Source organism: Glycomyces arizonensis DSM 44726, from assembly GCF_000482705.1.
In the GTDB taxonomy this organism is placed as follows: Bacteria; Actinomycetota; Actinomycetes; order Mycobacteriales; family Micromonosporaceae; genus Glycomyces; species Glycomyces arizonensis.
The window spans coordinates 104,977-130,991 of the sequence record NZ_AXWO01000013.1 but is presented as its reverse complement, the minus strand read 5'-3'; the positions used below and the strand labels follow the sequence as shown (position 1 = coordinate 130,991).

Genomic DNA, 26,015 nt, shown 5'->3' with positions numbered 1-26,015 from the left:
CGGGGCGGCATGTCCGCTATTCGGCGTCCTGGGCTTCCTTCTCCTTGGCCTCGTCGATGACGCGGGTGGCGACGTCCCGCATCGACAGGCGGTGGTCCATGGCGGCGCGCTGGATCCAGCGGAACGCGTCGGGCTCGGGCATGCCGTACTGGGTCATGAGCAGGCCCTTGGCGCGGTCGACGAGCTTGCGGACCTCGAGGCGCTCGGTGAGGTTCTCGACCTCTTTCTCCAGGGCGGTCATCTCGGCGAAGCGGGTGAGCGAGAGCTCGATGGCGGGCACGAGGTCGGACTTCTGGAAGGGCTTGACGAGATAGGCCATGGCGCCGGCCGACTGCGCGCGGTTGATGAGGTCGCGCTGGCTGAAGGCGGTGAGGATCACGACGGGGGCGATGCGCGCGGACACGATCTTCTCGGCGGCCTGGAGGCCGTCCATGATCGGCATCTGGATGTCGCAGATCACCAGGTCGGGCTGGTGCTCTTGGGCGAGCCGGACGGCGGCTTCACCGTCCGCGGCCTCGGCTACGACCTCGTAGCCCTCCTCGGTGAGCATCTCGGCCAGGTCGAGGCGGATGAGCCCCTCGTCTTCGGCGATGAGCACGCGCTTGCGCGGCTCCTCGGCGGCCTTGCTCGTCATGCGTGTCCGTACCTTTCATGCGCGGCTGGTCGGTCGGGCGTGCGGCAGTGAGGGCACACCAGGAAGTTAGCTTATCCGGCGCAGCGGGCGTGCGCACCTCCCTATGTCGAGCGTTTCGGACAGTAGGACCCATCCGTCACCGGCCGCACCGCAGGGGTATCATGTTCTGCGGCCCGAGCCTCGCCGTTCGGGGCCAGGCCCGGTATTCCAATTGGCAGAGAAGACGGATTCAAAACCCGTACAGTGTGGGTTCGAGTCCCACCCGGGCTACCAGAACCATCATCATTTATCTGCGAAAGCGGCGCTCATCAGTAGAGCGCCGCTTCTCGTTTCGCAACCCGTCGAACCCTCCCGTAGCACTGCCCGTAGCAAGATCGCCGAACACGGCGCTCCGAGACCGGGCAGCACCTCGTGGAGAGGCGGGCGTTCACCAGTCGTGGACGGTGCCGTCGGCGAGGCGGTTGAACGGGAGGTAGGCCTGGGCGTAGGGGTATTTGCCGGCCTCGTCGGTGTCGAGGTCGACGCCGAGACCGGGGTTCTCGCCGGGGTGGAGGTAGCCGCCCGACCAGGTGAAGGACTGCTGGAAGACCTGGTCGGTCTTGGCGCCGTGGCGCATGTACTCCTGGATGCCGAAGTTGTGGATCGCGAGTCCGAGGTGCATCGCGGCGGCCATGCCGACCGGAGAGATGTCGGTGGGGCCGTGCATGCCGGACTTGATCTGGTACTGCGAGGCGTAGTCCAGGACCTTCTTCAGGTGCGTGATGCCGCCGGTGTGGGTGACCGCGCTCCTGACGTAGTCGATGAGCTGCTCGCGGATGATCTGCTGGTAGTCCCACACGGTGTTGAAGATCTCCCCGATGGCCAGGGGCGTGGTGGTGTGCCGGCGGACCAGGCGCAGCGCCTCCTGGTTCTCGGCCGGGGTGACGTCCTCGAGCCAGAACAGGTCGAACGGTTCGAGCGACTTGCCGAGCTGCGCGGCCTGGATGGGGGTGAGCCGGTGGTGGGCGTCGTGCAGCAGCGGCAGTTCGGGGCCGAACTCGCCCCGGACGGCCTCGAAGACGGTCGGGACGTGCCGCAGGTAGGAGCGGGTGTCCCAATCCTCCTCATTGGGCAGTGCGCCGCGCTGGGCAGGTTCGTGGTCGTAGCGCACCCCTTGGTTGGCCTCGTACGTGGCGTTGGAGGCGATGCCGTAGATCGACTTCAGTCCCGGGACGCCGGTCTGGACGCGGATGGCGCGGAAACCCTGCTCTTGGTGGGCGCGAATGGAGTCGAAGAGCTCGTCGAGGGTCTTGCCGGAGGCGTGGCCGTAGGCGAGGAGGCCTTCGCGGGAGGCGCCGCCGATCAGCTGGTAGACCGGCATCCCGGCGGCCTTGCCCTTGAGGTCCCACAGCGCCATGTCCACGGCGGCGATCGCGGCCATGGTCACCGGGCCGCGCCGCCAGTAGGCCGAGCGGTACAGAAACTGCCAGGTGTCCTCGATGCGGGCCGCGTCGCGGCCGAGCAGCAGCGGGACGACGTGGTCCTTGAGGTAGGCGACGACGGCCATCTCGCGGCCGTTCAACGTGGCGTCGCCGAGCCCGGTGAGCCCATCTGAGGTGGTGAGCTTGAGGGTCGTGAAGTTCCGATCCGGGCTGGTGACGATCACTTCGGCTCGGTCAATGCGCATTGCGGTCCTTTCCAAGGGCGGCGGTGGTGCCGTTCGAATGGTCGATGGGGGCCGGCGGGCGCCGGGTCAGGCGTTGCGGCCCGGGGGGATCATGTCCGCCGCCTCGGGGTCGATCGCCTCGACCACGGCTCGGGCCGCCTCGCCGAGCGCGCTGAGCTGCTCGGGGGTGAGGGCGTCCACGACCAGGCGCCGCGCCTCGCGCACGTGGCCGGGGGCGGACGCCTCGAGCTTCTTGCGGCCCTCCTCGGTGAGGACGGCGGCGGTGCGCCTGCCCGCCTCGCTGCACGCGACCCGCCGCACGTAGCCGTCGCGCTCGAGCCGGGCGACGGCGTGGGAGAGCCGCGAGGGGGAGCCCTGCGCCAGCACCGCGAGGTCGCTCATCGGCCGCATCCCCTGATCGGAGGCGGCCAGGCGGACCAGCACGTGGTACTCGTAGGAGTTCATCCCGGCGTCTCGCTTGAGCTGCGCGTCGATGGCGGGCGGCAGGATGCTGATCAGCGCCATCAACGCAGCCCAGTTCTCCAGTTGGCTCGGGCTGAGCCAGGGCACGTCCTCGGTCGCTTCGTCGGGTGGCATGTGAGCAATGCTACGCGACCCTACTTGAATGTTCAAATCGAGTGCGTTACGATGCAACTTGAACATTCAAATTCGATCTCGGCGGATCCCGCCGGACACACCGCAAGGAGCACTCCCCATGACCCTGCTGCGCATCGACTCGAGCATCCAGGGACCCAACTCGGCCAGCACCGCGCTCGCCGACCGGGTCTTCGCCGAGTTCCGGGCCGCCCAGCCCGACGCCGGCGTCGTGACACGCCACCTGGCACAGCAGCCGCTGCCGTCCGACGCCTGGCAGAACGCGATCGCCGCCGCCCACACGCCCGAGGACCGGCACAGCGACGCCGACAGGGCGGCCCTCGCCCTCGCGGCCGAGATCGCCGGCGAGCTCCGCGGCGCGGGCAAGGCGATCCTGGCGCTGCCGCTCTACAACTGGGGCGTCTCCCAGCACGTCAAGACCTGGATCGACCTGGCCATCATCGGCGCGCCCCAGGGCGAGGCGCTCCTCGAAGGCACCCCCACGGTGCTGGTCACCACCCGCGGCGGCGCCTACGGGCCCGGCACGCCGAAGGAGGGCTGGGACCACAACCTCGACTACCTGCGGCGCATCCTCGTCGACGTGTGGGGCGCGGACCTGACCGTGATCGAGCGCGAGTTCACCCTGGTCGGCGTCAACCCGGCGCTGGACCGGTTCAGCGAGCAGGCCGCGCAGATGAAGCGGGACGCCGAGGAGGCGGCGGTCAAGGCCGGCCGCGCTCTGGCGGCCTGACCGCGACCGCGGTGCGGGCGCCCGGCGGGGCGCCCGCCCTCAGGCGACGTCCAGGACGGTCTTGAGCCAGCCGTCCTCGCGCCGGTCGAACGTCTCGTACGCCTCGATGGCGTCGGTGGGCCGCTCATGCCGCGTGATGAACGCGGTGGGGTCGACCGTGCCGCTGACCACGAGGTCGAGCAGGCCAGGCAGGTAGCGGCGGTGGTTGCAGTTGCCCATCTTGACGGTGAGGTTCTTGTTCATCGCCGCGCCGATCGGGAAGCTGTTGAAGCCGGGCGGGTAGACGCCGATCACGCCGATGCTCCCGGCCTTGGCCACGGAATCCACGGCCCATTGCAGGGCGAGGCTGGGCGCGTCGCCGGGCACCCACTGCCCACCGTCGGGGTTCGCCTTCGGGGCGGCCTGCCGCCGCTCGGAATCGAACCGCTCGGCCATCTGCTGGGCCTGCTCGGCGGCGGGGCCGGTCTTCGGGCGCTGGGCGTCCACGCCCACGGCCTCGATGACGCGGTCGACGCCGATGCCGCCGGTGAGCTCCTTGACCACCGCGACGGGGTCCTCGTCGTTGAAGTCGATCGGCTCGACGTTCTGCTCGCGCGCCTTGTCCAGGCGGGAGGCGATGCCGTCGACGACGAGCACCCGCCCGGCGCCCTGCCGCTTGGCCGAGGCGATGGCGAACTGGCCCACCACGCCCGCGCCGAGGACCAGCACGCTGTCGCCGGGGCCGATCTCGGCGAGCTTCGCGCCGAACCAGGCCGTGGGGAAGATGTCGGACAGCAGGATCGCCTGGTCGTCGCTCACCGCCTCCGGGATGCGCACCAGGCCGGTCATCGCGTACGGCACGCGCGCGTACTCGGCCTGCAGGCCGTCCACCGGGCCGGTCGAGGACGGCCCGCCGAAGAAGCACGTGCCCGCCGAGGGCCCGTTCGGGTTGGCGGTGTCGCACTGCGCGTAGTAGCCGGCGCGGCAGTACGAGCACGTGCCGCAGCCGATCGTGGAGGGCACCACCACCCGGTCGCCGGGGCTGAAGCCGCGCACGGCCGAGCCGACCTCCTCGACCACGCCGACCGCCTCGTGCCCGAGGACCGTGCCCTCGACCATGCCCGGCAGCGTGCCGCGCACCATGTGCAGGTCCGTGCCGCAGATCGCGCTGCGCGTGATGCGCACGATCGCGTCGCCCGGTTCCAGGATCTTCGGGTCGGGCACCTCGTCCAGGCGGATGTCCCCCGTGCCGTGCCACACCACAGCCTTCATCGCGTTCGCCTCCTCGTAGTGATGTCGGCGCCGAGTTCCCTGGGCACCATCCCCGAAACGTCGATGCGCCACAGCGCGCGGCCCGCTCCCGCAGGTCCTGGGAAGGGCTTGCGGGAGCGGGCCGCGCGGTTCACCGGTGCCTCGGGTCAGCCCACCGACTGGGGAAGCGAGGCCGGACCACCCTGCTGGCAAGGAGCCAGATCCAGTTCCTCGAATTCCGGAACGGCCTGGGCGAAGGTGTACCCCTTCACGCCCGCGATCGGGTCGGTGACGCGCACCCAGAGCCCCGACGCATCTGCGACGAAGCATTCAGCGATCACGAAGCCGGTGCATATTCCAGCAGGAGGCGGCGTGCCCGGTTCGGCGAATATGGGCATCCCGGGAATGCATTCGGTCGGTACGCCTTGCGTCGGCGGTGCCGGTGCCGGTGCCGGTTGGGCTTGGGCGGCCGCGGATACGCCCAGCGCGGCGGACGTGGCCAGGGCCGCGGCCGCCAGGGCGGTGGCGGCGCGGCGGGCAAGTCTCGACATGGTCTTCCCCCGTGTGGTGTCGATCGGCACGCCCTCGCGGCGTGCTCGCCGCTCCTACTACCCCGCCGCGGCGGGGTCAACCGCCACTGTCGACAAGCCGACACCGCGCTGGGGCGTTGTACCGTCGGACCCCCGCTCTAGTCTCGGGTCATGGTGAACGAGTCCGATCTGGTCCTGCCCGATGGCGGACGGCTGCACGTGTACGACACCGGCGGCGACGGGTTCCCCGTCGTGTGGCATCACGGCACCCCGAACATCGGGGCGCCGCCCGAGCCCTTGTTCACGGCCGCCGACCGGCTCGGGCTGCGCTGGGTCTCCTACGACCGGCCCGGTTACGGCGGTTCGACCGCGCGTCCAGGGCGCGACATCGCTTCGGCGGCGGCGTACACCGCGCGCCTCGCCGACCGCTTCGGTCTCGAACGGTTTGCGGCCGTAGGCCACTCCGGCGGCGGGCCGCACGCCTTGGCCGTGGCCGCACTGCTCGGCGACCGCGTCACCGCCGCCGTCGACATCGCGGGGCTGGCGCCGCGGGACGCGGGCGGGCTGGACTGGTTCGCCGGGATGTACTCCGGCGGCGTCGCCTCCCTGGAGGCCGCGATCGGAGGCCGAGAGGCCAAAGAGGAGTACGAGTCCCGAGCCGAGTACGACCCGGCGATGTTCACCGAGGCCGACCACGCCGCGCTCGAGGGCGAGTGGTCCTGGGTGGGGAGGATCGCCGGGCTCGGCACGGCCACCGGGCTGGACGGATTGGTCGACGACGACCTCGCCTACGTCGCGCCGTGGGGCTTCGACCCGACCGAGGCCGCCGTGCCGCTGCTGCTGCTCCACGGCGAGCGGGACCGGGTGGTGCCCGCCTCGCACAGCCGCCGGCTGGCCGGGCACTGCCCGACCGCCGAGCTGCGGCTGTACCCCGAGGACGGCCACGTGTCGGTCCTCGGCCACGCCGAGGCCGCCCTGGAGTGGCTGCGCGAGCGATCCTGAACGGGAACGGCCCCGGCCGCGCAGGGCCGGGACCTCCGCGGCAGGTCAGGCGACGCGTTCGAGTTCGGGCTCGGCGGACTCGGCCTTGCGGACCTTCAGCACCGTCACCGCGATGAGCAGTCCGGCCGCGGCGAAGACGGCGGCGACCGTGTAGCCGATCCGGTAGCCGCCGGTCAGCGCCTCGGCGGTCGAGTGCCCCTGGGCCAGCAGGCCGTCGGTCCGGGAGGCGACCACGGTGCTCAGCACCGCCAGGCCGACCGCGCCGCCCACCTGCTGGGCGGTGTTGAACAGCCCGGAGGTGACGCCCGCGTCCTCGGGCCGCGAGTCCGACATGCCCAGCGACATCAGCGCGGGCATGGCCAGCCCGAATCCGAGCGGCGCGGTCAGCATCCCCGGCAGCACGTCGACGGCGTACGAGCCGTCGGCGCGCATCTGCGCGAACAGCAGGAACCCGATGACCATCAGCGACAGTCCGGTGAGCACGAGCGGCTTGGCCCCGAAGCGCGCCAGGAGCCGCGGCGCGAGCGCCATCGACACCGTCGCGATCACCACCGGCGCGGGCAGGAACGCCAGCCCGGCCGCCAGCGGGGTGAAGCCGAGGACCTGCTGGAGGTACAGGGCGGTGAAGAACATGAATCCGAACGCCGCGCCCACCATGAGCGCCTGGGCCAGGTTCGCCCCGGCGACGTTGCGGGAGCGGAGGATGCGCAGCGGAATGAGCGGCGCGGCGGCCTTGGACTGGCGCCGGAAGAACCCGGCGATGAGGACCGCGGCCGCCAAGCCGAGGCCGATCGTGCGGGGCGAGTTCCAGCCGTACCGCTCGGTCTCGACCAGGGTGTAGACGGCCAGCATGATTCCGGAGGTGATCAGGGCCGCGCCGATGATGTCGGCCCCGGCCTTGAGGCCGACGCCGCGGTCGTTCGGCAGCAGCCGCCAGGCGAGCACCGCGACGGCCAGTCCGATCGGGACGTTGACGTAGAAGATCGACTCCCAGCCGAGGGACTCGGTGAGGACGCCGCCCACGACGCTCCCGAGGGCGCCGCCGCCGGCGGACGCGAAGCCGTAGACACCGATGGCCTTCCCTTGGTGCTCGGGCTCGGGGAAGATCGTCACGATCATGCCGAGGAGCCCGGCGGTGGTGACGGCGCCGCCGATGCCCTGCACGAAGCGGGCGGCGAGGAGGACGCCCTGGCCGTCGGCCAGCGCGGCGGCGACCGAGGCGGCGACGAACAGCGCCAGGCCCGCCAGGAACACCTGTTTGCGGCTGATGAGGTCGCCGAGCCTGCCCGCCAGGAGCAGCAGGCCGCCGAAGGGGATCACGTAGGCGTTGACGGTCCACACGAGATCGGCCTGGCTGAACGCGAGGTCCTCCCGGATGGCCGGGAGGGCGATGGTGACGATGTTCTGATCCAGGACGATCATGACCTGGGCGGCGGACAGGACGATCACCGCGAGCCAGCGGGACCTGAGGCCGCGGTCGGAGCGAGTGGGCATCGGACTTCCTCTCGGAAACACGTGGGGAACGATTTGTTCCTGAGGCCATCATGTGTTCCAATTGAGGAATCCGTAAGAAGGCACTTTCATGTGCCGGGGGAGACATGGATGTTCCTGTCCAGGTCATCCGGTCCGCACCCTGACTATGAAGTGCGTCACGTGAGCGCCGTGCCACCGGCCACGGCAAAGGGAGAGCGGGAATGACCGACGACTGCGTACTGCCCAAGTCCGACGTGCAGGCCGAGGCCTGCCCCATCGTCCAGGTCATCGACCGCGTCGCCGGGAAGTGGGCGGTGTCGATCCTGGTGGCCGCCACCAAGGCCCCGGTCCGCTACACCGAGCTCGAGCGCGGCATTCCCGGCATCAGCCGCCGGATGCTCACCCTGACGCTGCGCAACCTCGAACGCGACGGCCTGCTCACCAGGACCGTCCACCCCACCGTGCCGCCGAAGGTGGAGTACAGCGCCACCGCGAGCGCGCGGGAGCTGTACACGCACCTCAACGGCCTGCTCGAGTGGGCCGAGCGCCACCAGCCCGACATCATCGAGGCGCGCCGGGACTACGACCGGCTCACCGCCGCGGCCTGAGCGGGAACCGAGAATCCGGGTGGCACGACGCGCACCGTGCCACCCTTCATCTCTCTATCCCTCTATTCGACCGGCAGCCAGACCCGCATCGAGGCCGGTTCCCGCGTGGCCCGCAGATGGAACGGGATGAGGCGGACCTCTGTGGCCTCGCGTCCCGTCTCCGGGTCCGGGTCAGGCCCGTAAGGCCAGCCGTCGGCGTTCATGTGGACGTGTCCGGCGACGGTCACCACGCCGTCGTCCCCCACCGGGGCCTTGCCGGTGTCCACGGTCAGGTCGGCGACGTCCGCCCCGTCCGGCAGGTCGATCGACTCGGCGCACAGCACGCGCGGGCCCTGCTCGACGGCGACGCAGCCGCGCACCGCGTCGATGCGCGGGTCCGGCCCGGTCCACCGCGGCTCCACCGGCAGTTCCAAGCGCACCTCGTCCCCGGCGGCGAAGTCGCGCGTGAGGCTCACCGCGCCGGGCGCGACCTCGCGCCGCTCCCCCGACGGCTCGGTCAGCACCGCGCCCTCGGCCCAGGCGGGCACCCGCAGGCCCAGCGTCCACTCCCCCGCCCCGTTGCGGTCGACGCGGACGGTGATCGCGCCGCTGTCGGGGTAGTCGGCCTCGACGGCGACCTCGACCGGGCCGCCCGCCAGCTCGGTGGCGATGGCCGCGGGCGTGTACTGGTGGATCTGGAGGCCGCCGTCGTCGGCGGTGGCGACGTACGCCGCGAAGGACGCGAACGTGCGCGCCAGGTTCGTCGGGCAGCACGAGACGTCGAACCAGGGCGCGCGCCGCCCGCCCGCCGCGCGGTGCGACAGCTCGCCCGCGACCGGGTCCTGGTCGGCGGTGCGCTGGTGCAGCGGGTTGGCGTAGAAGAACGACTTCCCGTCCGGGGCGACGGCACCGGCCAGGACGTTCCAGGCGATCCGCTCGATCATGTCGCCGTAGGAGGTCTCGCCGGTGGCCAGCAGCAGCCGCCACGCCGTCATCACCGCGGCCACGCCCGCGCACGACTCGGAGTAGGCCCGGTCCGGCGGCAGCGCGAAGTCGTCGCCGAAGGCCTCGTCGGAGTACTGCGAGCCCATGCCGCCGGTCAGGTACGTGCGCCTGGCGATCGTGCGGTCCCACTGGCGCCGGACGGCTTCGAGCAGTTCGGCGTCGCCGGTGTCGACCGCGACGTCGATCGCGCCCGAGGCGAGGTACAGGGCCCTGACCGCGTGCCCGCGCAGCACCTCGGCCTCGCGCACCGGCACGTCGTCCTGGAAGTAGACGCGCCCGAAGCCGCCGTCGGCGAGGGTGTGCTCGCCGTGCCGGTCGATGAACCGCTTCGCCTGCTCCAGGTAGCGCCGCTCGCCGGTGGCGCGGCCGAGCTCGGCCAGGGCGACCTCGATCTCGGCGTGCCCGCAGATCCGCTCGATGCCGCCGGGGCCGAAGACGTCGCAGACGTGGTCGGCGACGCGCCGGACCATCCTGGTGAAGTCGTCCTCGCCGCGGGTCCGCAGCCGCGCCACCCCGGCCTGGATGAGATGCCCGTAGCAGTACAGCTCGTGGCCTCCTTCCAGTTCGGAGTACCGCGGCCGCTGGCCGGGGTGGCCGAACTGGGTGTTGAGGTAGCCGTCGCTCTCCTGCGCGGCGGCGATCTGCCCGGTGAGGCGGACGAACCGCTCCTCCAGTTCGGGCGAGCCGCTCCGGCCGATCTCCCAGGCCATGGCCTCGGCGAGCTTGTAGATCTCGGAGTCGGAGAACTCGCGTCCGGCCCGTTCGAACGGCTCGCCGGAGCCCGCCTTCGCGAAGTTGGCCAGCCAGCCCAGTTCCTCCAGCCAGTACAGGCAGTGCCAGATGGTGGCCTCGGCGTTGGTCTGCTGCCTGCGGGCCCAGTACCCTCCGGTGATCCGGACTTCGTCGAGCCCCAGGGGGCGCAACGTGCTCTGGGAGGGCAGCACTGGCGTTGGCTTGCTCATCCTTTGATAGCTCCTGACATGAATCCTCGGACATAGTGACGTTGCAGCAGTGCGAAGAGCACCAGGCAGGGCAGGGCCATGACGACCACGCCCGCCTGTGTCGCTCCGAAGTCGACGGCGCCCATCGACTGCTGGCGGAGGTTGGCGATCGCCACCGGCAGCACGGCCTTGTCGGCGTCGCTGACGAGAATGAGCGGCGCGATGAAGTCGTTCCAGGCGGCCAGGAACGAGAACAGGCCGACGGTGATCAGGCCGGGCCACACGGCGAACAGCATGATGCGGGTGAGGACGCCCATGGACCCGCAGCCGTCCACCATCGCCGACTCCTCGATCTCCTTGGGCACCGCCTCGAACGAGATGCGCATCATGAACACCGCGAACGGCAGCTGGTAGAGGGTGAGGACGAGCGAGAGCCCGAACAGCGAGTTGCGCAGGCCGATGTCGCCCAGCTGCGTGTAGAGCGGGATCAGCAGGGTGCTGTAGGGCACCATGAGGATCGCGATGGTCAGAAGGAACAGCGTGTCGCGCCCGGGGAACTTGAAGCGGGCGAACGCGTAGCCGCCGACGAACGACAGCAGGAGCGTGAACAGCACGGTCAAGAGCGACACGTAGGTGCTGTTCCACAGGTAGCGCAGGAGACCCGAGTCGTATTCGAGCAGGGTCTGGTAGTTGCCGAAGCCGAACCCGTCCTGCTGGTTGGTGGCCCCGTGCGGCGCGACCGAGGCGTACCCGGTCCAGACCAGCGGGAACAGGAACAGCACGGCCAGGCCGCCCGCGAGCACGTAGTAGGAGGTCGTGTTCCAAACCCCTCGGCGCGTCATTGGTCCCTCCTCAGTGAGCGGAACTGGGCGATGTTGAGCACCAGCAGCGCCAGGAGCACCACCACGGAGATGGCCGCCGCGGCACCGAGGTCGAAGCGCTGGAACGCCTCCCGGTAGATCAGCTGCACCACGGTGACGGTGCTGTTGTCCGGTCCGCCCTTGGTGAGGATGAAGAACTGGTCGAACGCCAGCAGCGAGCCGGTGATGCTGAGGATGAGCACCAGGCCGAGCGCGGGGCGCAGCAGCGGCAGCGTGATGTGCACGAACGCCTGCCAGCGGCCGGCACCGTCGAGCCGGGCGGCCTCGTAGACGTCCGGCGGGATCGCCTGGAGGCCCACCAGGAGGATGATCATGAAGAACCCGGCGAACTTCCACACGATGAGCACGACGGTGGAGAACAAGGCCATGTTCGGGGTCCCGAGCCACGAGATCGGCTCGTCGGTGATGCCGAGCCCTTGGAGGATCGGGTCGAGCGGCCCGATGGACGGGCTGTAGAAGCCGAAGAACAGCAGCGAGGCCGAGGCCAGGCCGAGGGTCGTGGGCAGGAAGTAGGCGGTCCGGAAGAAGCCGGTGCCCTTCCGGGTGCCGGACACGAGCATGGCCAGGCCGAGCGAGAGGCCCACCAGGATCACCACGACGATGCCGGTGTACTTCAGCGTGAAGCCGACGGCGGGCCAGAACAGGCGGTTGTCGCCGATGGCGGTGTAGTTGTCGGGGAGGTTCACCCCGAGGTCGCCGGCCAGCAGCGGCCAGTCGGACGCCGACATGCGTCCGACCAGCAGCAGCGGCGCGACGAAGAAGACCAGCACGAACAGTGCGACGGGTGCCGCGTAGGCCGCGCCGGTCAACTTGCGCGAATATCGCATATGGAGTTGTCCTAACTGCTCAGCGAGGCTGTGATCGCGTCGTTGAGGGCACTGAGGTCGGCGTTCGGGTCTCCGTACACCGCCTCTCTGACCAGCGGCAGCCACGGCCCCTGCGGGTCGTTGAAGGTCTGCCCGAAGTTCAGCGAGTACGGGGTGCGGCCGATGGCGACCAGGTCGTTCATGATGACCGCGTTCGGGTTGTCCGCGTAGTACTCGTTGTCGGCCAGATCGGTGCGGGCCATGACGTCGCCGCCCGCGGCCAGGATGTCGATCTGCGTGTCCTCCTGGAGGCTCCAGCGCAGGAAGTCCCACGCCTGGTTCGGGTGCTCGGAGTTGGCGCTGATGCCGATGGAGTCGCCGCCGACGAAGGTGGACTCGCCGCCGCTCGGACCGGGGATGGGCGCGACGCCCATGTTCAGGTCCTCGGGCATGAGGCCGAGCATCGTGGAGGGCATCGGCATGACGCCGATGTTGCCCTCGGGGAACAGGCCGGTCCAGGTGGCGCCCGGCTCCTCGGCGTGCCCGGGAGCGACCGCGCCGTCCTCGACCAGGCCGCGCCAGATCGAGTAGACCTCCTGGGCCTCCGGGGAGTCCAGGAGCGACTCGGTGCCGTCGGAGTTCATGACCTCGGCGCCCTCGGCCCAGATGGACGGCCACCACGTGAAGAGGTAGCAGCCGCCGCAGTTGCCGCCGAAGAACGTGCCGTGGATGTCGTCGCCGAGCTCGGCGATCGCGCGGGCGTGCTCGGCGAACTCGACGAGCGTGGTCGGCGGCTTCTCGGGGTCGAGGCCGGCCTGCTCGTAGAGGTCCTTGTTGTAGAACAGGACCGACAGGTCGAGGGTGTGCGGGACCAGGTACTTCCGGTCGTCGACGGTGCCGACCTCGATGTGCGAGGGGGCGAGGGCGTCGGCGAACTCGAGCGAGTCGATCCGGTCGGTGATGTCGAGGTAGGCGCCCGCGGTGGTGAACTTCGGCGCGAGCACCACGTCGATGGCGAACAGGTCGGGCAGCTCCTGGTTCCCGGCGGCGGTGCCCACGCGCGTCTGGTAGTCGTCGGTCGGGATGACCGACAGCTCCACCTGGTTCTCGTGGCTTTCGTTGTAGGCGTCCACGAGCGCCTGCGACTGGGCCTGGGTGGCGGCCCTGGTCCACATGGTGAGGGTGGTGCCGTCGTCGACGCCTTCGAGGACGACCTCCTGGTCGCCGCCGCCTCCGCTGCGGCCGTCGCCGCAGGCGGCGGCGAGCAGCACGGCGGCGGTGCCCGCGGCGACCGCCGCGGCCGCGCGCCGGGCCGGTCGGCGCTTGTCGAATCTCATGACCTGTGCTCCTAACGGTAAGGGATCAAAGGGGTTGCGGCGGTGGCTTATCGCCTCCGCCAATACAGGTGGTACGGGTCGCGGTTCGCGATGTGGAACGGCGCGAAGGTGTAGCCCTCGGCGGTGAAGTGGAGGGGCTCCTCGCCGGGCTCGAACACCTCCTCCGGGTTCTCACCGACCGCGAGGTCGATCAGTCCGGTCTCGAGGTCGTCGCCGACGGCCTCGTGCTGAATGGCCAGCAGCGTCGGTCCGTAGTAGACGGACTGGACGTCGGGGTCGTCGATGGCGGCCTCGGTGTGAAGGCGCAGCGGCATCGACACGTCGACGACGTCGCCGTCCCTCCAGCGGCGGCCGATGGTGGCGTACGTACCGGGCTCGGCGTCGATCTCCTGCTCGACGCCGTTGACGGTGACGGTGAACTCGCTTGCCCAGCCGGGGACGCGCAGGGCCACGTCGAAGTGGCCGCGCCCGCGGCCGCTGAAGGTCAGGCGGCTGGCGCCCTCGAACGGGTACTCGGTCGTCTGCGCGACGGTGAGGCGGCGGTCGGACCAGTCCAGTTCGGACGCCATGTAGAGGTTGACGTAGAGCGTCTTGCCGTCGGCGGCGGCGAAGTAGACCGAGTCCTGGTACTTGGTGTGGTTCTCCATGCCGGTGCCGCCGCAGCAGGTGCCGGTGTTGCCGTAGCCGCGCCACCGGCCGGGCCGCACGGGCACGAAGTAGGTGACCTCGGGGCTGGTGGTGCTGTCGGCGTCGCGCCGGGAGGCGAGGATCTGGTTGTATAGGCCCCGCTCGTAGTACTCCATGTACTTCGGGTCCCCGGTGTGGAAGAACAGGTTCCGCGACAGCTTGAGCATGTTGTAGATCGTGCAGGTCTCGGCGTGGTTGGGGTCGTTCGGGAACTGGTAGAGCGATCCGGCGATGACGTCCCTGCCGCGGAAGATCTCGCCGACGCCGGTGCCGCCGTGGCTGTAGGTCCGGTGGGGCACCACCATGGACCAGAAGTTCTCGGCGGCGGTCTTGTAGTCCTCCCCCGCGCCCTCTTCATACATGCGCAGGTAGCCGGTGAACTGCGGGACGTGCTGGTTGGCGTGCCTGCCGTCGAGCGTGTCGACGCCCGCCACGGTGTCGGCCAGCAGCGTCGTGTTGTCGAACCGCTTCGCCGTCTCGAGGAACTCGGGCCGGTCCGGGTGGAGCCCGGCGAGGGTCGCCATGCTCTCGTTCATGCCTCCGTACTCCCCGGCGATGTAGATCGACCACATCCGGTCGAGGCGCTCGCGCGGGAGCTCGGCGAGGCGCGAGTGTGCCCATTCGCCCATGCCGACGGCGATGTCGAGGGCGGCGGCGCTGCCCGCGAGGCGGTGGGCGTCGAGGAGCCCGGCCATGATCTTGTGGCAGGTGTAGTAGGGCGCCCAGATCCCGGCGTTGCCGCCGTACGTGGCGAACTCCTCCAGCCTGATGAACTGGGTCTCGGGATAGGCGGCGAGGAAGCCGGGGTGGCGGCCGCCGTCGGTGGGGGCGATGACGCGGGCGTCGCGGTCGTTGCCGGAGCTGTCGGCGGCCACCGGGCCGGGCTCCTCGCCGAAGCGGTACCAAGCGATATTGCCGCCGTCTCCCGTTCCCGCGGCGAGCGAGGCGATCTCGTCGGCGCCGAGTGCCCGGTCGAAGACGCCGAACTCGTCGACGGTGGCGCCCAGGTACTGGACGCTGCCCTGCGGGAACTGGCCGCGGCCGATCCAGTTCGCGGTGCTCGCGCCGAGGTCGGCCGGGGTGAGGCTCACCGAGGCCGCTGCGGCGGCGGTGCCGTTGACGTACAGCGTCGCGGTGCCGCCGCCGATCGTCACGGCCAGGTGCGTCCACTCCCCCGTCGGCAGTTCGGCGCCGCCGGTGACGCGCTGCTCGGCGTCCTCGCCGCCGGTGGTGATGGCGAAGCGCGGGCCGGGCTCGTCGTTGCTCGCGCGCACGGTGAGGTACATGTGCGCATCGGCGTCGGCCCCGAAATCGAAGACCTTGGCGCCGTTGGCGAGCGGCGCGGGGTCCTGTCTCGGGTCGGGCAGGCCCTCGGGGTCGATGGCCGCCGGGTTGATCCAGACGGCGACGGTGATCTCGTCGAGCCCGTCGACGAGCCCTTCGGGCAGCGCGAGGTGTTCGGCGTGCCCGAGGGGCGATCCGGTCAGGCGGATCGCGGTGCCACTGCGGCCCTCGACGCGGGGCGTCGGGCGGGCCGCGGCGGCGGCCAGCACGGCCTGGCATTCGCCGAGCCCGTCCACGATGTGTGCGAGCTTGCGGAGGTAGATCCCGTCACCCGAGCCCGCGTACGCCTGGGAGAGCATGCTCAGGAAGTGGCCGCTGAAGTGGCCCCGGAGGTACCCGGTCTCGTTGTCCCAGCTGCCGGGCGGCGCGGAGCCGTCGGGGTTGTCGATCCCGGCGGCGGCCCGGAAGTTGTAGAGCATGCGGTCGGGCCCGGCGAGTTCGCCGCGGTCGGCCTCGTAGCCGAGCGCGTAGCCGAGCATCCTGTCGCGCTTCTCGGTGAACAGGCTCTCGTCGAGCGAGACCTGGTCGAGCGCGAAGGGCTCGACCGCCCACGAGCCTTGTGGGCGCGTCTTGGCGGCGGCCGGGACCGCGATCGCGGTGACGGCCGGGGCGGCGGTGGTCAGGGCGCCGAGGCGCAGGGCGGTCCTTCGGGTGACGGGAAGGTTCATGACGGTTGACCTCCAGTGGTTTGGATGACTTGCTGCATGGTGCCGTCGGGATTGAAATAGAGCCTGTCGATGGCTACGGAGCGGTGGAAGTCGTCGCCGCCGGGCGCGTCGGCGGTGTGGTAGACCATCCACCACTGGCCGTCGAACTCCATGATGGCCGGGTGGCTGGTCGTGGAGCTGACCTGGCCGAGGACGACGCCGCGGTGGGTCCAGGGGCCCATCGGGTCGGTGGCGGTGGAGTACCGGATGCAGGCGTACGAGGAGCTCGTGACGCAGCCGGATCCGCCGTTCGAGGCGTAGGCCATGTAGTAGGTGCCGTTCCGCTCGAACATCCAGGGGGCCTCCCAGAAGTCGGTCAGGCCCTGCGGGGTCGTGACCGGTCCGGCGAGGGAGGTCATGTCCTGGTTCAGTTCGACGACGCGCGGCTGCCAATAGGAGCCCCAGTACATGTAGATGCGGCCGTCGTCATCGATGTGGACGGTGGGGTCGATGTTGAGCGCCGAGGAGTTCGGCGTGGAGTCGGAGACGAGCGGGCCGCCGATGGCGTCCTCGTAGGGTCCGAGGGGGTCGTCGGCGACGGCGACGCCGATGTTCATCCAACCGCCGTCGGTGCTGCCGTCGACGGAGACGAACCAGTAGAAGCGCCCGTCGGGGCCCTCGACGACTTCGGAGGCCCAGGCGTTGGCGCCGGCCCAGTCGAAGGTGTCGAGGGAGAGGACGGCGCCGCGGTCGGTCCAGGCGTCGGGGTCGTCGTCGGGCGCGGTGGAGGTGAAGGCGTGCCATTCGTCCATGACGAACGCCTGCTGGCCGGGGGCGGCCTCGTCGCGGCCGGTGAAGATGTAGAAGGTGTCGTCGACGACGAGCGTGGCCGGGTCGGCGGTGTAGATGTCGGTGACGATCGGGTTGCCCGATCCGGTGCCGGTCCCGGAGCCTTCGCCGTAGGCCTTCCATTCGAGGACGCCGACGCTGGCGGCGCCGCTCTGCATGACGGCGCGGAGCGCGGTGGTGGTGACCTCGGTGAACTGGACCGAGTTGTACTGGTTGACGGCGGTCCCGTAGGCGCCGTGGGCGTTCACCGGTTGCCAGGTGCCGTTCGACAGGTATTCGATGTGCCAGGAGGCGGGGACGCGGACGCCGCCGTTGTCGTCGAAGAAGTACAGGTCTGCGGAGGCGACGGTGACCGCCCCACCCCACGTGAGCTGGACCCACTGCTCGCCCTCTTCGGGCCAGGTGCCCCAGCGGGCGTTCTGCGTGTCGTCGGACTGGGGCGGGTCGATGCCGTCGTTGATCGCGTCGATCGTCTCCCACGGGGACGTGTGGGACGCCGACGGCGTCGCCGAGGTGGCCACATTGGTCACCTGGGCTTGTGCGGCGGTGGCGGTCTGGAGGGCACCCGCGAGGGCCGCCGCCAGGGCGGCGGCGAACAGGGCCCTCGTTCTGGGTCGCTTCGTGGATTTCAGCATGGTCTGCTCCTCGTGCCGGTCGGAGTTCAGCTGGATTCGATGACGGTGACGGCGGCCTCCGCGGTGAGCGAGGTGCCGTCGATGGTGCCGGTGACGGTGAACGAGCCCGGTTCGGCGTACGCCGAGGGATCGATGTCGTCCCAGGTCACGGTGGTGGTGACGTTGTCCTTGGAGCCGTCGTTGTAGACGGCGGTGACGGTGGCGGGCAGCTGCGGTGCGACGCCCGCGAGGGTGGTGATCTCCTCGGTTTCCAGAGCGGTGATCTCGACTTCGTCGGTGAGTCTGACGTGGACGGTGGCGGTGGCCTCCAGGGCGAGGCCGGTGACGAGGCCGCTCACGTCGGTGCTGGTGGCCGGTTCGGCCACGTCGTTCTCGCCGATCGCCTCCCACACGACCGGGAGGTCGAGCCGGGTGCCGTCGGCGTAGACGCAGGTGACGGTGGACGGCAGGTCGGGGACGACGCCCACGGTGGTGGGCTGGTGGATCTGCCGCACCGATTCGGGAGCCTCGGCGAAGACCTTCCATTCGAGGACGCCGACGGAGGCGCCGCCGCTCTGCATGACGGCCCTGAGCCCGGTGGTGGTCACCGGGGCGAACGTCACCTGGTTGTACTGGTCGGTCTCGGTGCCGTAAGAGCCGTCGGCGGCCACGTCGACCCATTGGTCGCCGTCACGGTACTGGATCGTCCACGACGCGGGGGCGAGCACGCCGCCGCCGTCGGCGAAGAAGTACATGTCGGCGGCGCCGACGCGCACGGGCGTCTCCCAATCGAGCTGGACCCACTGCTCGCCCTGTTCGGGCCAGGCGCCCCAGCGGGGGTTGGCGCCGTCGTTGGAGCGCGGCGGCTCGATGTCGTCGTTGATCGCGTCGACGTTCTCCCACGGCGAGGTGTAGGACGCACTGGGTTCGGCGGCTGGCGCGACGTTGACGCGGTCGTCCGGTGCCTCGACGGTGACGGTCACGGTCGAGGCGTTCTCGAGTTCGCCGTCGCTCGCGGTGAGCCGGAGCGTGTATTCGCCTGGAGCGGTGAAGGTGGCGACGGTGGTCGCGGCCCCCGCGTCCTCGAAGATGACCGAGCCGGGCCCGTCGACGGCGGACCACGTGCTGGTCAGCTCGCCGCCCGAGGGCAGGGCGTCGTCCTTGACGGTGCCGGTGAGCTCGGCCTGGAGCGGTTGGCGGAAGGACAGGTCGTTGCGGGCCACGACGTACGGCGCCGTGTTCTCGGCGGCGGGGACGTGGTCCTTGCTGCGGAAGACCTGGAACTCCTTGAGCCCGGTGGCGTGCCCGGCCTGGTGGTCCATGACGACGCGGATCCGGTCGGTCTTGACGTCGTCGAAGCTGATCTTGTTGTAGTTGGCCTGCGGGATCGCCGGTTCGGCGGCCTGGCCGGTCACCGGCGCCCACTCGCCGTCGTCGTAGTACTCGATTCGGTAGGTCGACGGTTCCAGCAGGCCGCCGGAGGTGCGGTCGCGGTAGAAGTACAGCCGGACCTGGTCGACGTGTTTCGCCTTGTCGAATTCGACTTCGTACCAGTCACTGGTGTTGCCCGATCCGGCGCTGCTCCAGTACGGCGCGTTGACGGTGGTGCCGTCGACGGCGCCGGCGACGCTGGTGCCCTCGGCGGTGTAGGAGGCCGTGGCGGTGGCGCCTTCGGCGAGGTTCTCGCCGGCGTCGCCGGTGAGGTCGGCGCCCGCCTTGGCGAACACGTCGGCGACGCGGCCGTCGAGCTCGACGTCCTCGGGGGCCGCCATGCCGGGCGCGGGGTGGCTGAAGAGCACTTCGCCTTCGCCGCCGGTGAGTTCGACCTGGCCGTTCTGCGGGTTCCACACGGCCGGGACGAGGCCGTCGAGGGTGAGGGTGCGTTCACCGTTGATGAAGACCGAGTAGCCCTCGGGGACGCCGGGGTAGTAGGTCTCGCCGTCGCCCGGCTCGTCCCAGGTGATGGTGAGGTCGGCGTTGCGGTAGCGGAGGTTGTTGACGGTGAAGTGGTCCCAGCCGATGTCGATCGGGGAGAGTTCGACGGCGTTGTCGGTTCTGGGGCGCAGGCCCATGGCGTCCTCGACGATGGTCCAGATGCTCGAGCCGAGCGTGGTGTGGTGGATCCACGAGCGGTAGTCGATGTGCTGGGTGTCGGGGTTCCAGTCGGCCCAGAACTCGTTGGAGTCGGGCCAGGCGGTGTCGCCGTCGATGTAGGTGGCCCAGGCGTTCCAGTACAGGAGCTTCTTGTAGTCCTCGGCGGTGATGGCGTCGGTGTCGTAGTTGCGGATCACCGAGGAGAAGAGTCGGAACTGGACGGTGGAGTTGATCTGGGAGAAGTTGTTCGAGCCGGGGAATCCGGCTTCGGCGGCCTCGGCCTTGTCGGCCTGGTTGGCGGTGTAGAACGGGAAGATCGGGTATTCGTCGGGGTCGGTGAACAGGCGCAGCGCGTCGGTGTAGGGCTCCTCGTTGGGGATGGCGCCCACGGAGAACGGGTAGTAGTTGTTGATCTCCTTCCACGGGACGTGCTCGCCCGAGTCGACGTGGACGTGCTCGAACAGCTGCGTCTCGGGGTTCCACAGGACGTCGGTGATGGCGTGCTGGATGTTGCCCGCGATCTCGTACATCTCCTCGGCCTTGTCCTCGTTGCCGATCAGCTCGTAGGCCTGGGCGGCGGCGAGGGCGCCTGAGTACTGGTAGGCGGATTCGGCGCGGTCGAGGTTGCCTTCCCTCCAGTGGAAGGAGACGGCGTCGGCGTCGTTGCCGGTCATCGCGCCCCAGTCGTACTCGATCAGCCAGTCGTCGTTGGTGTCGAACGCCTCCAGCTGGCCCTTCACGTCCCCCTCGGCGTAGCGGGCGAGGTTGGCGACGATCGGGAGCTGGCCGCCGTGGATCTGGTAGGAGCGCCAGGCGGCCTCGGCGATGTACTGGGTGTAGGAGTTCGACCAGTTCTCGGGGTCGCCGGGATTGTCCATGAACCGCCCGCCCTCGGAGGACTCGCCGGTGGAGACCCAGGGGCCGTAGGCGTAGACGGGGTTGCGCAGGTATTTCAGGTCGTCGATGAACATCGGGACGGTCAGCGCGATGGCGTTGTTGTAGCCGGTGACGCCCTCGATGGAGGTGGGGAACTGGAAGTCGTTGCCGGGGATGTCGGCGTCGAGGTAGTTGTAGCGCATCAGCCACCAGCGGTAGTAGATGAACTTCTTGATCTCCTCGTCGGGCACGTCGAAGTAGGGGAGGTTCTCGGCCCACCACCGGTTGTAGGTCTGGACCTGCTCGGCGAAGGCGGCGTCGGGCGCGGCGTCGCGGTAGGCGTCGTACTCGGTGGCCGACTCGGGGATCTCCTCGGCGATCATGCCGAGCTGGACCTTGACCGTGGCCGATTCGCCGTCGTCGAGGGCGAGTTCGCCGGTGAGCGCGCCGCCCGAGGGGGTGAGTCCGGTGCCCGACAGGCGCGGGAAGACGGTGGTGAGGCGCTCCCCGCGGGAGTTCTGGACGTCGAGGACGCCGGTGAGCTCCTCGCCGTCGGCCTGCCAGGCGAAGTCGGAGTCGACGCGAATGGGGACGGTGGTCCCGCCGCCGTTGTTCGTGATCGTGAGGTTCGCGACCGCGACGTTGTTGTGCGTGATGAACTTCTGGACCTCGACGGTCAAGTTATCGCTCTCATGGACACTCGTCCAGTGGCTCGGCGTCTGACGTCGCCGGTCCACGTCCTCGGTGAAGTCGGCGTCGCCGATGTCGATGACGAACCCGTCAGTGTTGCTGGTGCGGTCGAAGAACGGGTCGTAGTAGGCGAGTTGGCCGCCGAAGCCGATGACGTCGGGGTCGTGGACGCGCATCAGCAGCGCCCGGCCCCGGGTCATGAGCCACTGGTCGCCGGCGGGGTCAGCGCCCTCGCGGGCGAGCAGGCGGTCCATCCAGAAGTCGGTGCCCTCGGCCTCGGCCTCGTACATGGCCGGCATCATGCCGTCCACGGTGTACTCGACCGGTTCGTCGGGGACCGCGTCGCCGCCGGTGAAGACGGGGAAGCCGATGGTCTGCTGGGCGGAGGCCGGTGCGGCGGTGGCCACGAGGCCGGCGGTGAGGACGAGGGTGGCGATGGTGGCGAGGGATCGGGTGGACGGATGCGAATGCGCCATTGCGTGCCTCCGTGAGCGCGGCAGGAGAGTCAGGGGTCCGAAAATGACCGAAAAGGTTTTCGGGCAAGCTGCTGACGAAATGCTATGGCCTCGCGACGGTCGTTGTCAATGCATCGATCCCAGTAAATTGGGACTCCGCAGGTGCGCCGGGCACCGCCAGCCGAAAGGCTGGACGGCAAACTTTCCGCTCGTGGGCTACAGTCGACCAGTCGGCGCCGAAGCCCCGGCGCACCCGGCACGAAGGAGGACGCGATGGCCAGACCGACCGGTTCGCGCGGCGCCCGCACCGCGACGTTGTCCGATGTGGCCAAGCTGGCGGGCGTCTCGGTCGCCACGGCGTCCAAGGCCCTCAACAACCGCAACCACGTGCACGCGCAGACGCGGGCGCGAGTGCTCGACGCTGCCGCGCAGCTGTCGTTCTCCCCCAACTCGCTGGCGCGCGGCCTGCTGGCCGGGCGGAGCGGCACGGTCGGGCTGCTCACCTCGGACCTGGTGGGGCGCTTCAGCCTGCCGATCCTCATGGGCGCCGAGGACGCCTTCGGCGCGGGCCAGGTGTCGGTGTTCCTGTGCGACGCGCGCGGCGACGCGATCCGGGAGCGCCACCACGTCCAGGCGCTGGTCAGCCGCCGGGTGGACGGGCTCATCGTCGTGGGCAGCAGCACCGACCCGCGTCCGGCCCTGGCCGACGCGGTGGACGTGCCGGTGGTCTACGCCTACGCGCCGTCCGAGGACCCGGACGACCTGTCGATCGTGCCGGACAACGTCGAGGCCGGGCGGATGGCCGTGGAGCACCTGATCGCCTGCGGGCGAACGAGGATCGCGCACATCAGCGGCGACCGGGACTACAGCGCGGCCAGGGACCGCGTCGCGGGGGCGACGGCGGCGCTGGAGGAGGCCGGACTCGAGCCGGTGGGGCAGGTCTCGTACGGCACTTGGTCAGAAGGTTGGGGGCGCGCGGCCGCGGGGCTCGTGCTGGACCGGCACCCCGAGGTCGACGCCGTGCTGTGCGGCAGCGACCAGGTGGCCCGAGGCGTGCTGGACACGCTGCGGGAGCGCGGGCGGGCCGTGCCGGACGACGTGGCGGTGATGGGCTTCGACAACTGGGAGGTCCTGACCGTCGGCGCGAGGCCGCAGCTGACCAGCGTGGACATGAACCTGGAGGAGCTGGGCCGCGCCGCGGCCAGGGCCCTGTTCGACGCCATCGACGACGAGCACGACCGCGGCGTGCAGACGATGCAGTGCCGCATCGTGATCCGAGGTTCGACGGCCCCGCTGAACTGACCGGCGGGAGGACTCCGAGCCTTGGTACCGTTGCGCAGCTTGGAGACGAAAGGACCACACTGAATGGCTTCGACCACGTTCGACATAGGCGGCGACCTGACGGTGCGGCGCATCGGATTCGGCGCCATGCGCCTGGCGCCCGAGCCGGCATCGGCTCGCCGGGCCGCGATCGCGGTTGCCCGCAGGGCGGTCGAACTGGGCGTCACTCTGATCGACACCGCGCACATGTACGGCTGGGGCGCCAACGAGGAGCTCCTGGCCGAGGCGCTGTACCCCTACCCGGACGACCTGCACATCGCCACCAAGGTGGGCATCTCGCTCGTCGACGGCGAATGGCGCGTCGACGGGCGGCCGTCGGTGCTTCGCGACGGGGTCGATCAAGCCCTCCGGCGCCTCCGCGTCGACCGCATCGGGCTGCTCCAGCTCCACCGCATCGACCCGGACACCCCGCTCGCCGACCAGCTCGGCGCTCTCGGCGAGCTCCGGGCGGAAGGCAAGATCGGCCATATCGGCCTGTCCGAGGTCACCGTCGCCGAGCTCGAACGCGCCCGCTCGATCGTCGAGATCGCCAGTGTGCAGAACCGCTACAACCTGCTCGACCGGGAACACGATCCTGTGCTCGCGGCCTGTGACGCGGCGGGGATCGCGTTCCTGCCCTGGCGACCGGTGGCCGCCGGCAGCGCCGGGTCCCGAGCCGAGGCCGCCGCCGTGGCCGATGAACTCGGCGCGACTCCGACGCAGGTCGCGCTCGCCTGGCTGCTCGCTCGTTCGCCGGTGGTCCTCCCGATTCCGAGCACCACCGGTGTCGGTCACCTCGAGGAGAACCTCGCCGCGGCGGACCTCGAGCTGACGTCGGACCAGCTCGACCGCTTGGACCCGCTTCCCGGGCGGGACTAGCGAACCTCGCTCTCCAGCCCCGCCGCCACGTGGCAGCCGGCCAGGTGGTCATCGACCATGCCGACCGCCTGCATCATCGCGTAGGCCGTCGTCGGTCCCACGAACCGGAATCCCTCATTCTTCAACGCCTTCGACAGCGCCGTGGACTCCGGTGTCACCGCTGGGACGTCGCCGACCGCCTTCGGCCGCTCCCGCTCGGCGGGCGCGAACGACCAGATCAGCTCCGTCAGGCCGCCGTCGAGCTCCCGGGCGGCCTTCGCGTTGTCGATCGTCGCGGCGATCTTCGCCCGGTTGCGGATGATGCCCGCGTCGCCGAGCAGGCGCTCGGCGTCGGCGTCGGTGTAGGCCGCCACCGCCTCGATCCGGAAGCCGTCGAAGGCGGCCCGGAACGCCTCTCTGCGCCGCAGGATCGTCAACCACGACAGGCCCGATTGGAACGCTTCCAGGCTGATCCGCTCGAACAGCTCGTCGTCGCCCCGCAGCGGCCTCCCCCACTCGCCGTCGTGGTACGCGCGGTACACCTCGGGCTCGGCGCCCCACGGGCATCGCGCCAGACCGTCGGCACCGACGATCACGCCGTCCGCCATCTGCGCCTCCTCTCTGCCTTACTGCGGCGGCCTGCCCGCCGCCCGCGGTCTCGACCGTACGACCGGGCGCCGACAGTCCCTGGACGCCACCGTCCTCATAGTTGCGTGATACAGGCAACAAAGGTTACGATTCGAACACAATCGGCGCCCCCACCCGCCGATGAGCTCTGGCCAAGTTGATCCCCACCGGCAGCTCAGGACCAAAGCAACCTTTTGAGGTGACATATGAATACCAGCATGTCGATTCCGACGCTCTCGGGCGGCCGCCCGGTGATCGGGCACGCCGCCGAGCTCACTCGCGACCCGCTCGGGCTCTTCAGGCGCGGCCACCGCGAGCACGGCTCCATGTTCCGCCTGCGCCTCCCGCTGAAGGACACCGTCGTCCTCCTCGGCACCGAGCACAACAAGCTCACCTTCGACGAGACCGACCGCAAGCTCTCGATCCGCACCGCCTACCCGTTCTTCCTGCGGATGTTCAGCCCCGACTTCTACTTCTTCGCGCCTTACGACGAGTACAAGCGGCAGCGGCAGGTCGTCCTCCCCCGCTTCCAGGGCCGCCAGCTCGACACCTACGTCGGCGTCATGGAGGACGAGGTGAGCGCCTTCATGGACGGGCTCGGCGACTCCGGCGAGGTCAGCGTCCCCGACGCCTTCGGGCCGCTGATCATGCGCGTGGCCGCGCACTCCTTCCTCGGCGAGCGCTTCGCCGAGACCACCACCGATTGGTTCGGGGAGTTCCGCCGCTTCTCCGAGGGCGCCGACTTCGTCACCCCCGGCTGGCTGCCGGTGCCGCACCTGCTGCGCAGCCGCGCCGCCGGGAAGCGCATCCGTGCGCGGCTCCAGCAGATCATCGACAGGCGCCGCGCCCAGGACGGCGACGGCGAGGACTTCCTGGACTACTTCGTCAAGGCCGAGTACGACGACGGGACGCCGGTGCCCGACGACATCCTCATCCACCTCATCATCATGCTGGTGTGGGCCGGGCACGAGACCACCACCGGGCAGATCTCCTGGGGCCTGATCGACCTGCTCCGCCACCCCGACGAGCTCGAACGGGCGCGCGAGGAGCTCGACGAGGTCCCCGAGGCCATGAACGCCAAGGAGGTGCGGCGCCTGGCGCACCTGGACCGGTGCCTGCACGAGTCCGAGCGGCTCCACCCGGTCGCGCCGATGATGGTCCGCAGCACCGTCGAGCCGATGGAGGTCGACGGGCACGAGATCCCGACCGGTTCGATGGTCATGCTCTCGCCCGCGATGACGCACCGGTTGGAGGAGGAGTTCCCCGACCCGGACTCGTACCGGCCCGACCGCTACGTGGAGGAGCCCGAGCAGATGCGCAAGCTCATCGGCTTCGGCGGCGGCCTCCACCGGTGCCTCGGCATGCGGTTCGCCTACCTCGAGATGACGGTCGTCCTCGCGCGGCTGCTCCAGCGCTACGACTTCAAGCTGCTGAACGCGGACCCGCAGCCGATCACCGGCCAGGGCGCCAAGTGGCCGGAGTCGACCAAGGTGGCCTACCAGCGACGATGACCTCGCCACGGCCCGCCCATCTTATTG

Annotated in this window: 20 protein-coding genes and 1 tRNA gene; 7 read left to right on the top strand and 14 right to left on the bottom strand. The window is 70.1% G+C overall.

The features are described 5' to 3' along the window. Positions 1-16 precede the first annotated feature (16 nt). Positions 17-634, bottom strand: a complete 618-nt coding sequence (locus H613_RS0110870; protein ID WP_026923812.1) for an ANTAR domain-containing response regulator — start codon at positions 632-634, stop codon at positions 17-19. A gap of 196 nt (positions 635-830) precedes the next feature. Between H613_RS0110870 and H613_RS0110865 the strand changes: the two genes are divergently transcribed. Further along, positions 831-907 (top strand) — tRNA-Leu (locus H613_RS0110865). A 154-nt stretch (positions 908-1,061) separates the two neighbouring features. Here the strand turns inward: H613_RS0110865 and manD are convergent. Then, positions 1,062-2,300 (bottom strand): D-mannonate dehydratase ManD, encoded by a 1,239-nt coding sequence (gene manD / locus H613_RS0110860; protein ID WP_026923811.1) that lies wholly within the window; start codon positions 2,298-2,300, stop codon positions 1,062-1,064. A 66-nt stretch (positions 2,301-2,366) separates the two neighbouring features. Then, positions 2,367-2,876, bottom strand: coding sequence for a MarR family winged helix-turn-helix transcriptional regulator (locus tag H613_RS25925; protein WP_035737572.1), 510 nt, complete (start codon positions 2,874-2,876; stop codon positions 2,367-2,369). 118 nt (positions 2,877-2,994) lie between these two features. On the opposite strand from H613_RS25925, the gene H613_RS0110850 reads away from it, so the two are divergent. Further along, entirely contained in the window at positions 2,995-3,624 is a 630-nt protein-coding gene (locus H613_RS0110850; protein WP_026923810.1) for an FMN-dependent NADH-azoreductase, read from the top strand. 39 nt (positions 3,625-3,663) lie between these two features. On the opposite strand, the gene H613_RS0110845 is transcribed toward H613_RS0110850, so the two are convergent. Together H613_RS0110845 and H613_RS30830 are read right to left on the bottom strand one after the other, a co-directional pair. Then, positions 3,664-4,875: a zinc-dependent alcohol dehydrogenase gene (locus H613_RS0110845; protein WP_026923809.1), complete on the bottom strand. Its 1,212-nt coding sequence runs from the start codon at positions 4,873-4,875 to the stop codon at positions 3,664-3,666. 146 nt (positions 4,876-5,021) lie between these two features. Continuing rightward, positions 5,022-5,435, bottom strand: a complete 414-nt coding sequence (locus H613_RS30830; protein WP_156925959.1) for a hypothetical protein — start codon at positions 5,433-5,435, stop codon at positions 5,022-5,024. Between the two features lie 120 nt (positions 5,436-5,555). Between H613_RS30830 and H613_RS0110835 the strand changes: the two genes are divergently transcribed. Continuing rightward, the gene (locus H613_RS0110835; RefSeq protein WP_026923808.1) at positions 5,556-6,386 is read left to right on the top strand and encodes an alpha/beta fold hydrolase; all 831 of its coding nucleotides are present in this window, start codon (positions 5,556-5,558) and stop codon (positions 6,384-6,386) included. A 45-nt stretch (positions 6,387-6,431) separates the two neighbouring features. Here the strand turns inward: H613_RS0110835 and H613_RS25920 are convergent, their stop codons facing one another. Continuing rightward, positions 6,432-7,880, bottom strand: a complete 1,449-nt coding sequence (locus H613_RS25920) for an MFS transporter (protein ID WP_035737570.1) — start codon at positions 7,878-7,880, stop codon at positions 6,432-6,434. Positions 7,881-8,080: 200 nt separating this feature from the next. On the opposite strand from H613_RS25920, the gene H613_RS0110825 reads away from it, so the two are divergent. Beyond that, positions 8,081-8,467 (top strand): winged helix-turn-helix transcriptional regulator, encoded by a 387-nt coding sequence (locus H613_RS0110825; protein ID WP_035737566.1) that lies wholly within the window; start codon positions 8,081-8,083, stop codon positions 8,465-8,467. A gap of 62 nt (positions 8,468-8,529) precedes the next feature. Here H613_RS0110825 and H613_RS0110820 read toward each other — a convergent pair whose 3' ends face one another. Genes H613_RS0110820 through H613_RS25895 form a run of 7 tightly spaced genes read right to left on the bottom strand, consistent with a single transcriptional unit; the run spans position 8,530 to position 21,693 of the window. Then, positions 8,530-10,413 (bottom strand): glycoside hydrolase family 127 protein, encoded by a 1,884-nt coding sequence (locus tag H613_RS0110820; protein WP_026923806.1) that lies wholly within the window; start codon positions 10,411-10,413, stop codon positions 8,530-8,532. After that, entirely contained in the window at positions 10,410-11,234 is an 825-nt protein-coding gene (locus H613_RS0110815) for a carbohydrate ABC transporter permease (protein ID WP_026923805.1), read from the bottom strand. The genes H613_RS0110820 and H613_RS0110815 overlap by 4 nt, the downstream gene beginning before the upstream one ends. After that, on the bottom strand, positions 11,231-12,100 hold the full coding sequence (locus H613_RS25915) for a carbohydrate ABC transporter permease (protein ID WP_051393233.1): 870 nt from the start codon (positions 12,098-12,100) through the stop codon (positions 11,231-11,233). The genes H613_RS0110815 and H613_RS25915 overlap by 4 nt, the downstream gene beginning before the upstream one ends. Positions 12,101-12,111: 11 nt before the next feature. Further along, entirely contained in the window at positions 12,112-13,416 is a 1,305-nt protein-coding gene (locus H613_RS25910) for an ABC transporter substrate-binding protein (RefSeq protein WP_051393232.1), read from the bottom strand. Positions 13,417-13,463: 47 nt separating this feature from the next. Beyond that, positions 13,464-16,115 carry a beta-L-arabinofuranosidase domain-containing protein gene (locus H613_RS25905; RefSeq protein WP_051393231.1) on the bottom strand — a complete coding sequence of 884 codons (2,652 nt, stop codon included), beginning with the start codon at positions 16,113-16,115 and terminating at the stop codon, positions 13,464-13,466. Continuing rightward, positions 16,112-17,578, bottom strand: a complete 1,467-nt coding sequence (locus tag H613_RS29205) for a family 43 glycosylhydrolase (RefSeq protein ID WP_051393230.1) — start codon at positions 17,576-17,578, stop codon at positions 16,112-16,114. Before H613_RS29205 ends, H613_RS25905 begins: the two co-directional genes overlap by 4 nt. A 26-nt stretch (positions 17,579-17,604) precedes the next feature. Beyond that, positions 17,605-21,693: an Ig-like domain-containing protein gene (locus tag H613_RS25895; protein ID WP_084546529.1), complete on the bottom strand. Its 4,089-nt coding sequence runs from the start codon at positions 21,691-21,693 to the stop codon at positions 17,605-17,607. Between the two features lie 252 nt (positions 21,694-21,945). Between H613_RS25895 and H613_RS0110790 the strand changes: the two genes are divergently transcribed. Together H613_RS0110790 and H613_RS0110785 are read left to right on the top strand one after the other, a co-directional pair. Further along, complete coding sequence (locus H613_RS0110790) at positions 21,946-22,974, top strand: LacI family DNA-binding transcriptional regulator (RefSeq protein WP_026923804.1); 1,029 nt, start codon at positions 21,946-21,948, stop codon at positions 22,972-22,974. A 63-nt stretch (positions 22,975-23,037) separates the two neighbouring features. Beyond that, positions 23,038-23,871, top strand: a complete 834-nt coding sequence (locus tag H613_RS0110785; protein WP_026923803.1) for an aldo/keto reductase — start codon at positions 23,038-23,040, stop codon at positions 23,869-23,871. On the opposite strand, the gene H613_RS0110780 is transcribed toward H613_RS0110785, so the two are convergent. Beyond that, entirely contained in the window at positions 23,868-24,458 is a 591-nt protein-coding gene (locus H613_RS0110780; RefSeq protein ID WP_026923802.1) for a DNA-3-methyladenine glycosylase I, read from the bottom strand. The genes H613_RS0110785 and H613_RS0110780 overlap by 4 nt on opposite strands. A 237-nt stretch (positions 24,459-24,695) precedes the next feature. Between H613_RS0110780 and H613_RS0110775 the strand changes: the two genes are divergently transcribed. Further along, positions 24,696-25,988, top strand: coding sequence for a cytochrome P450 (locus H613_RS0110775; protein WP_051393229.1), 1,293 nt, complete (start codon positions 24,696-24,698; stop codon positions 25,986-25,988). Positions 25,989-26,015: the final 27 nt, after the last annotated feature.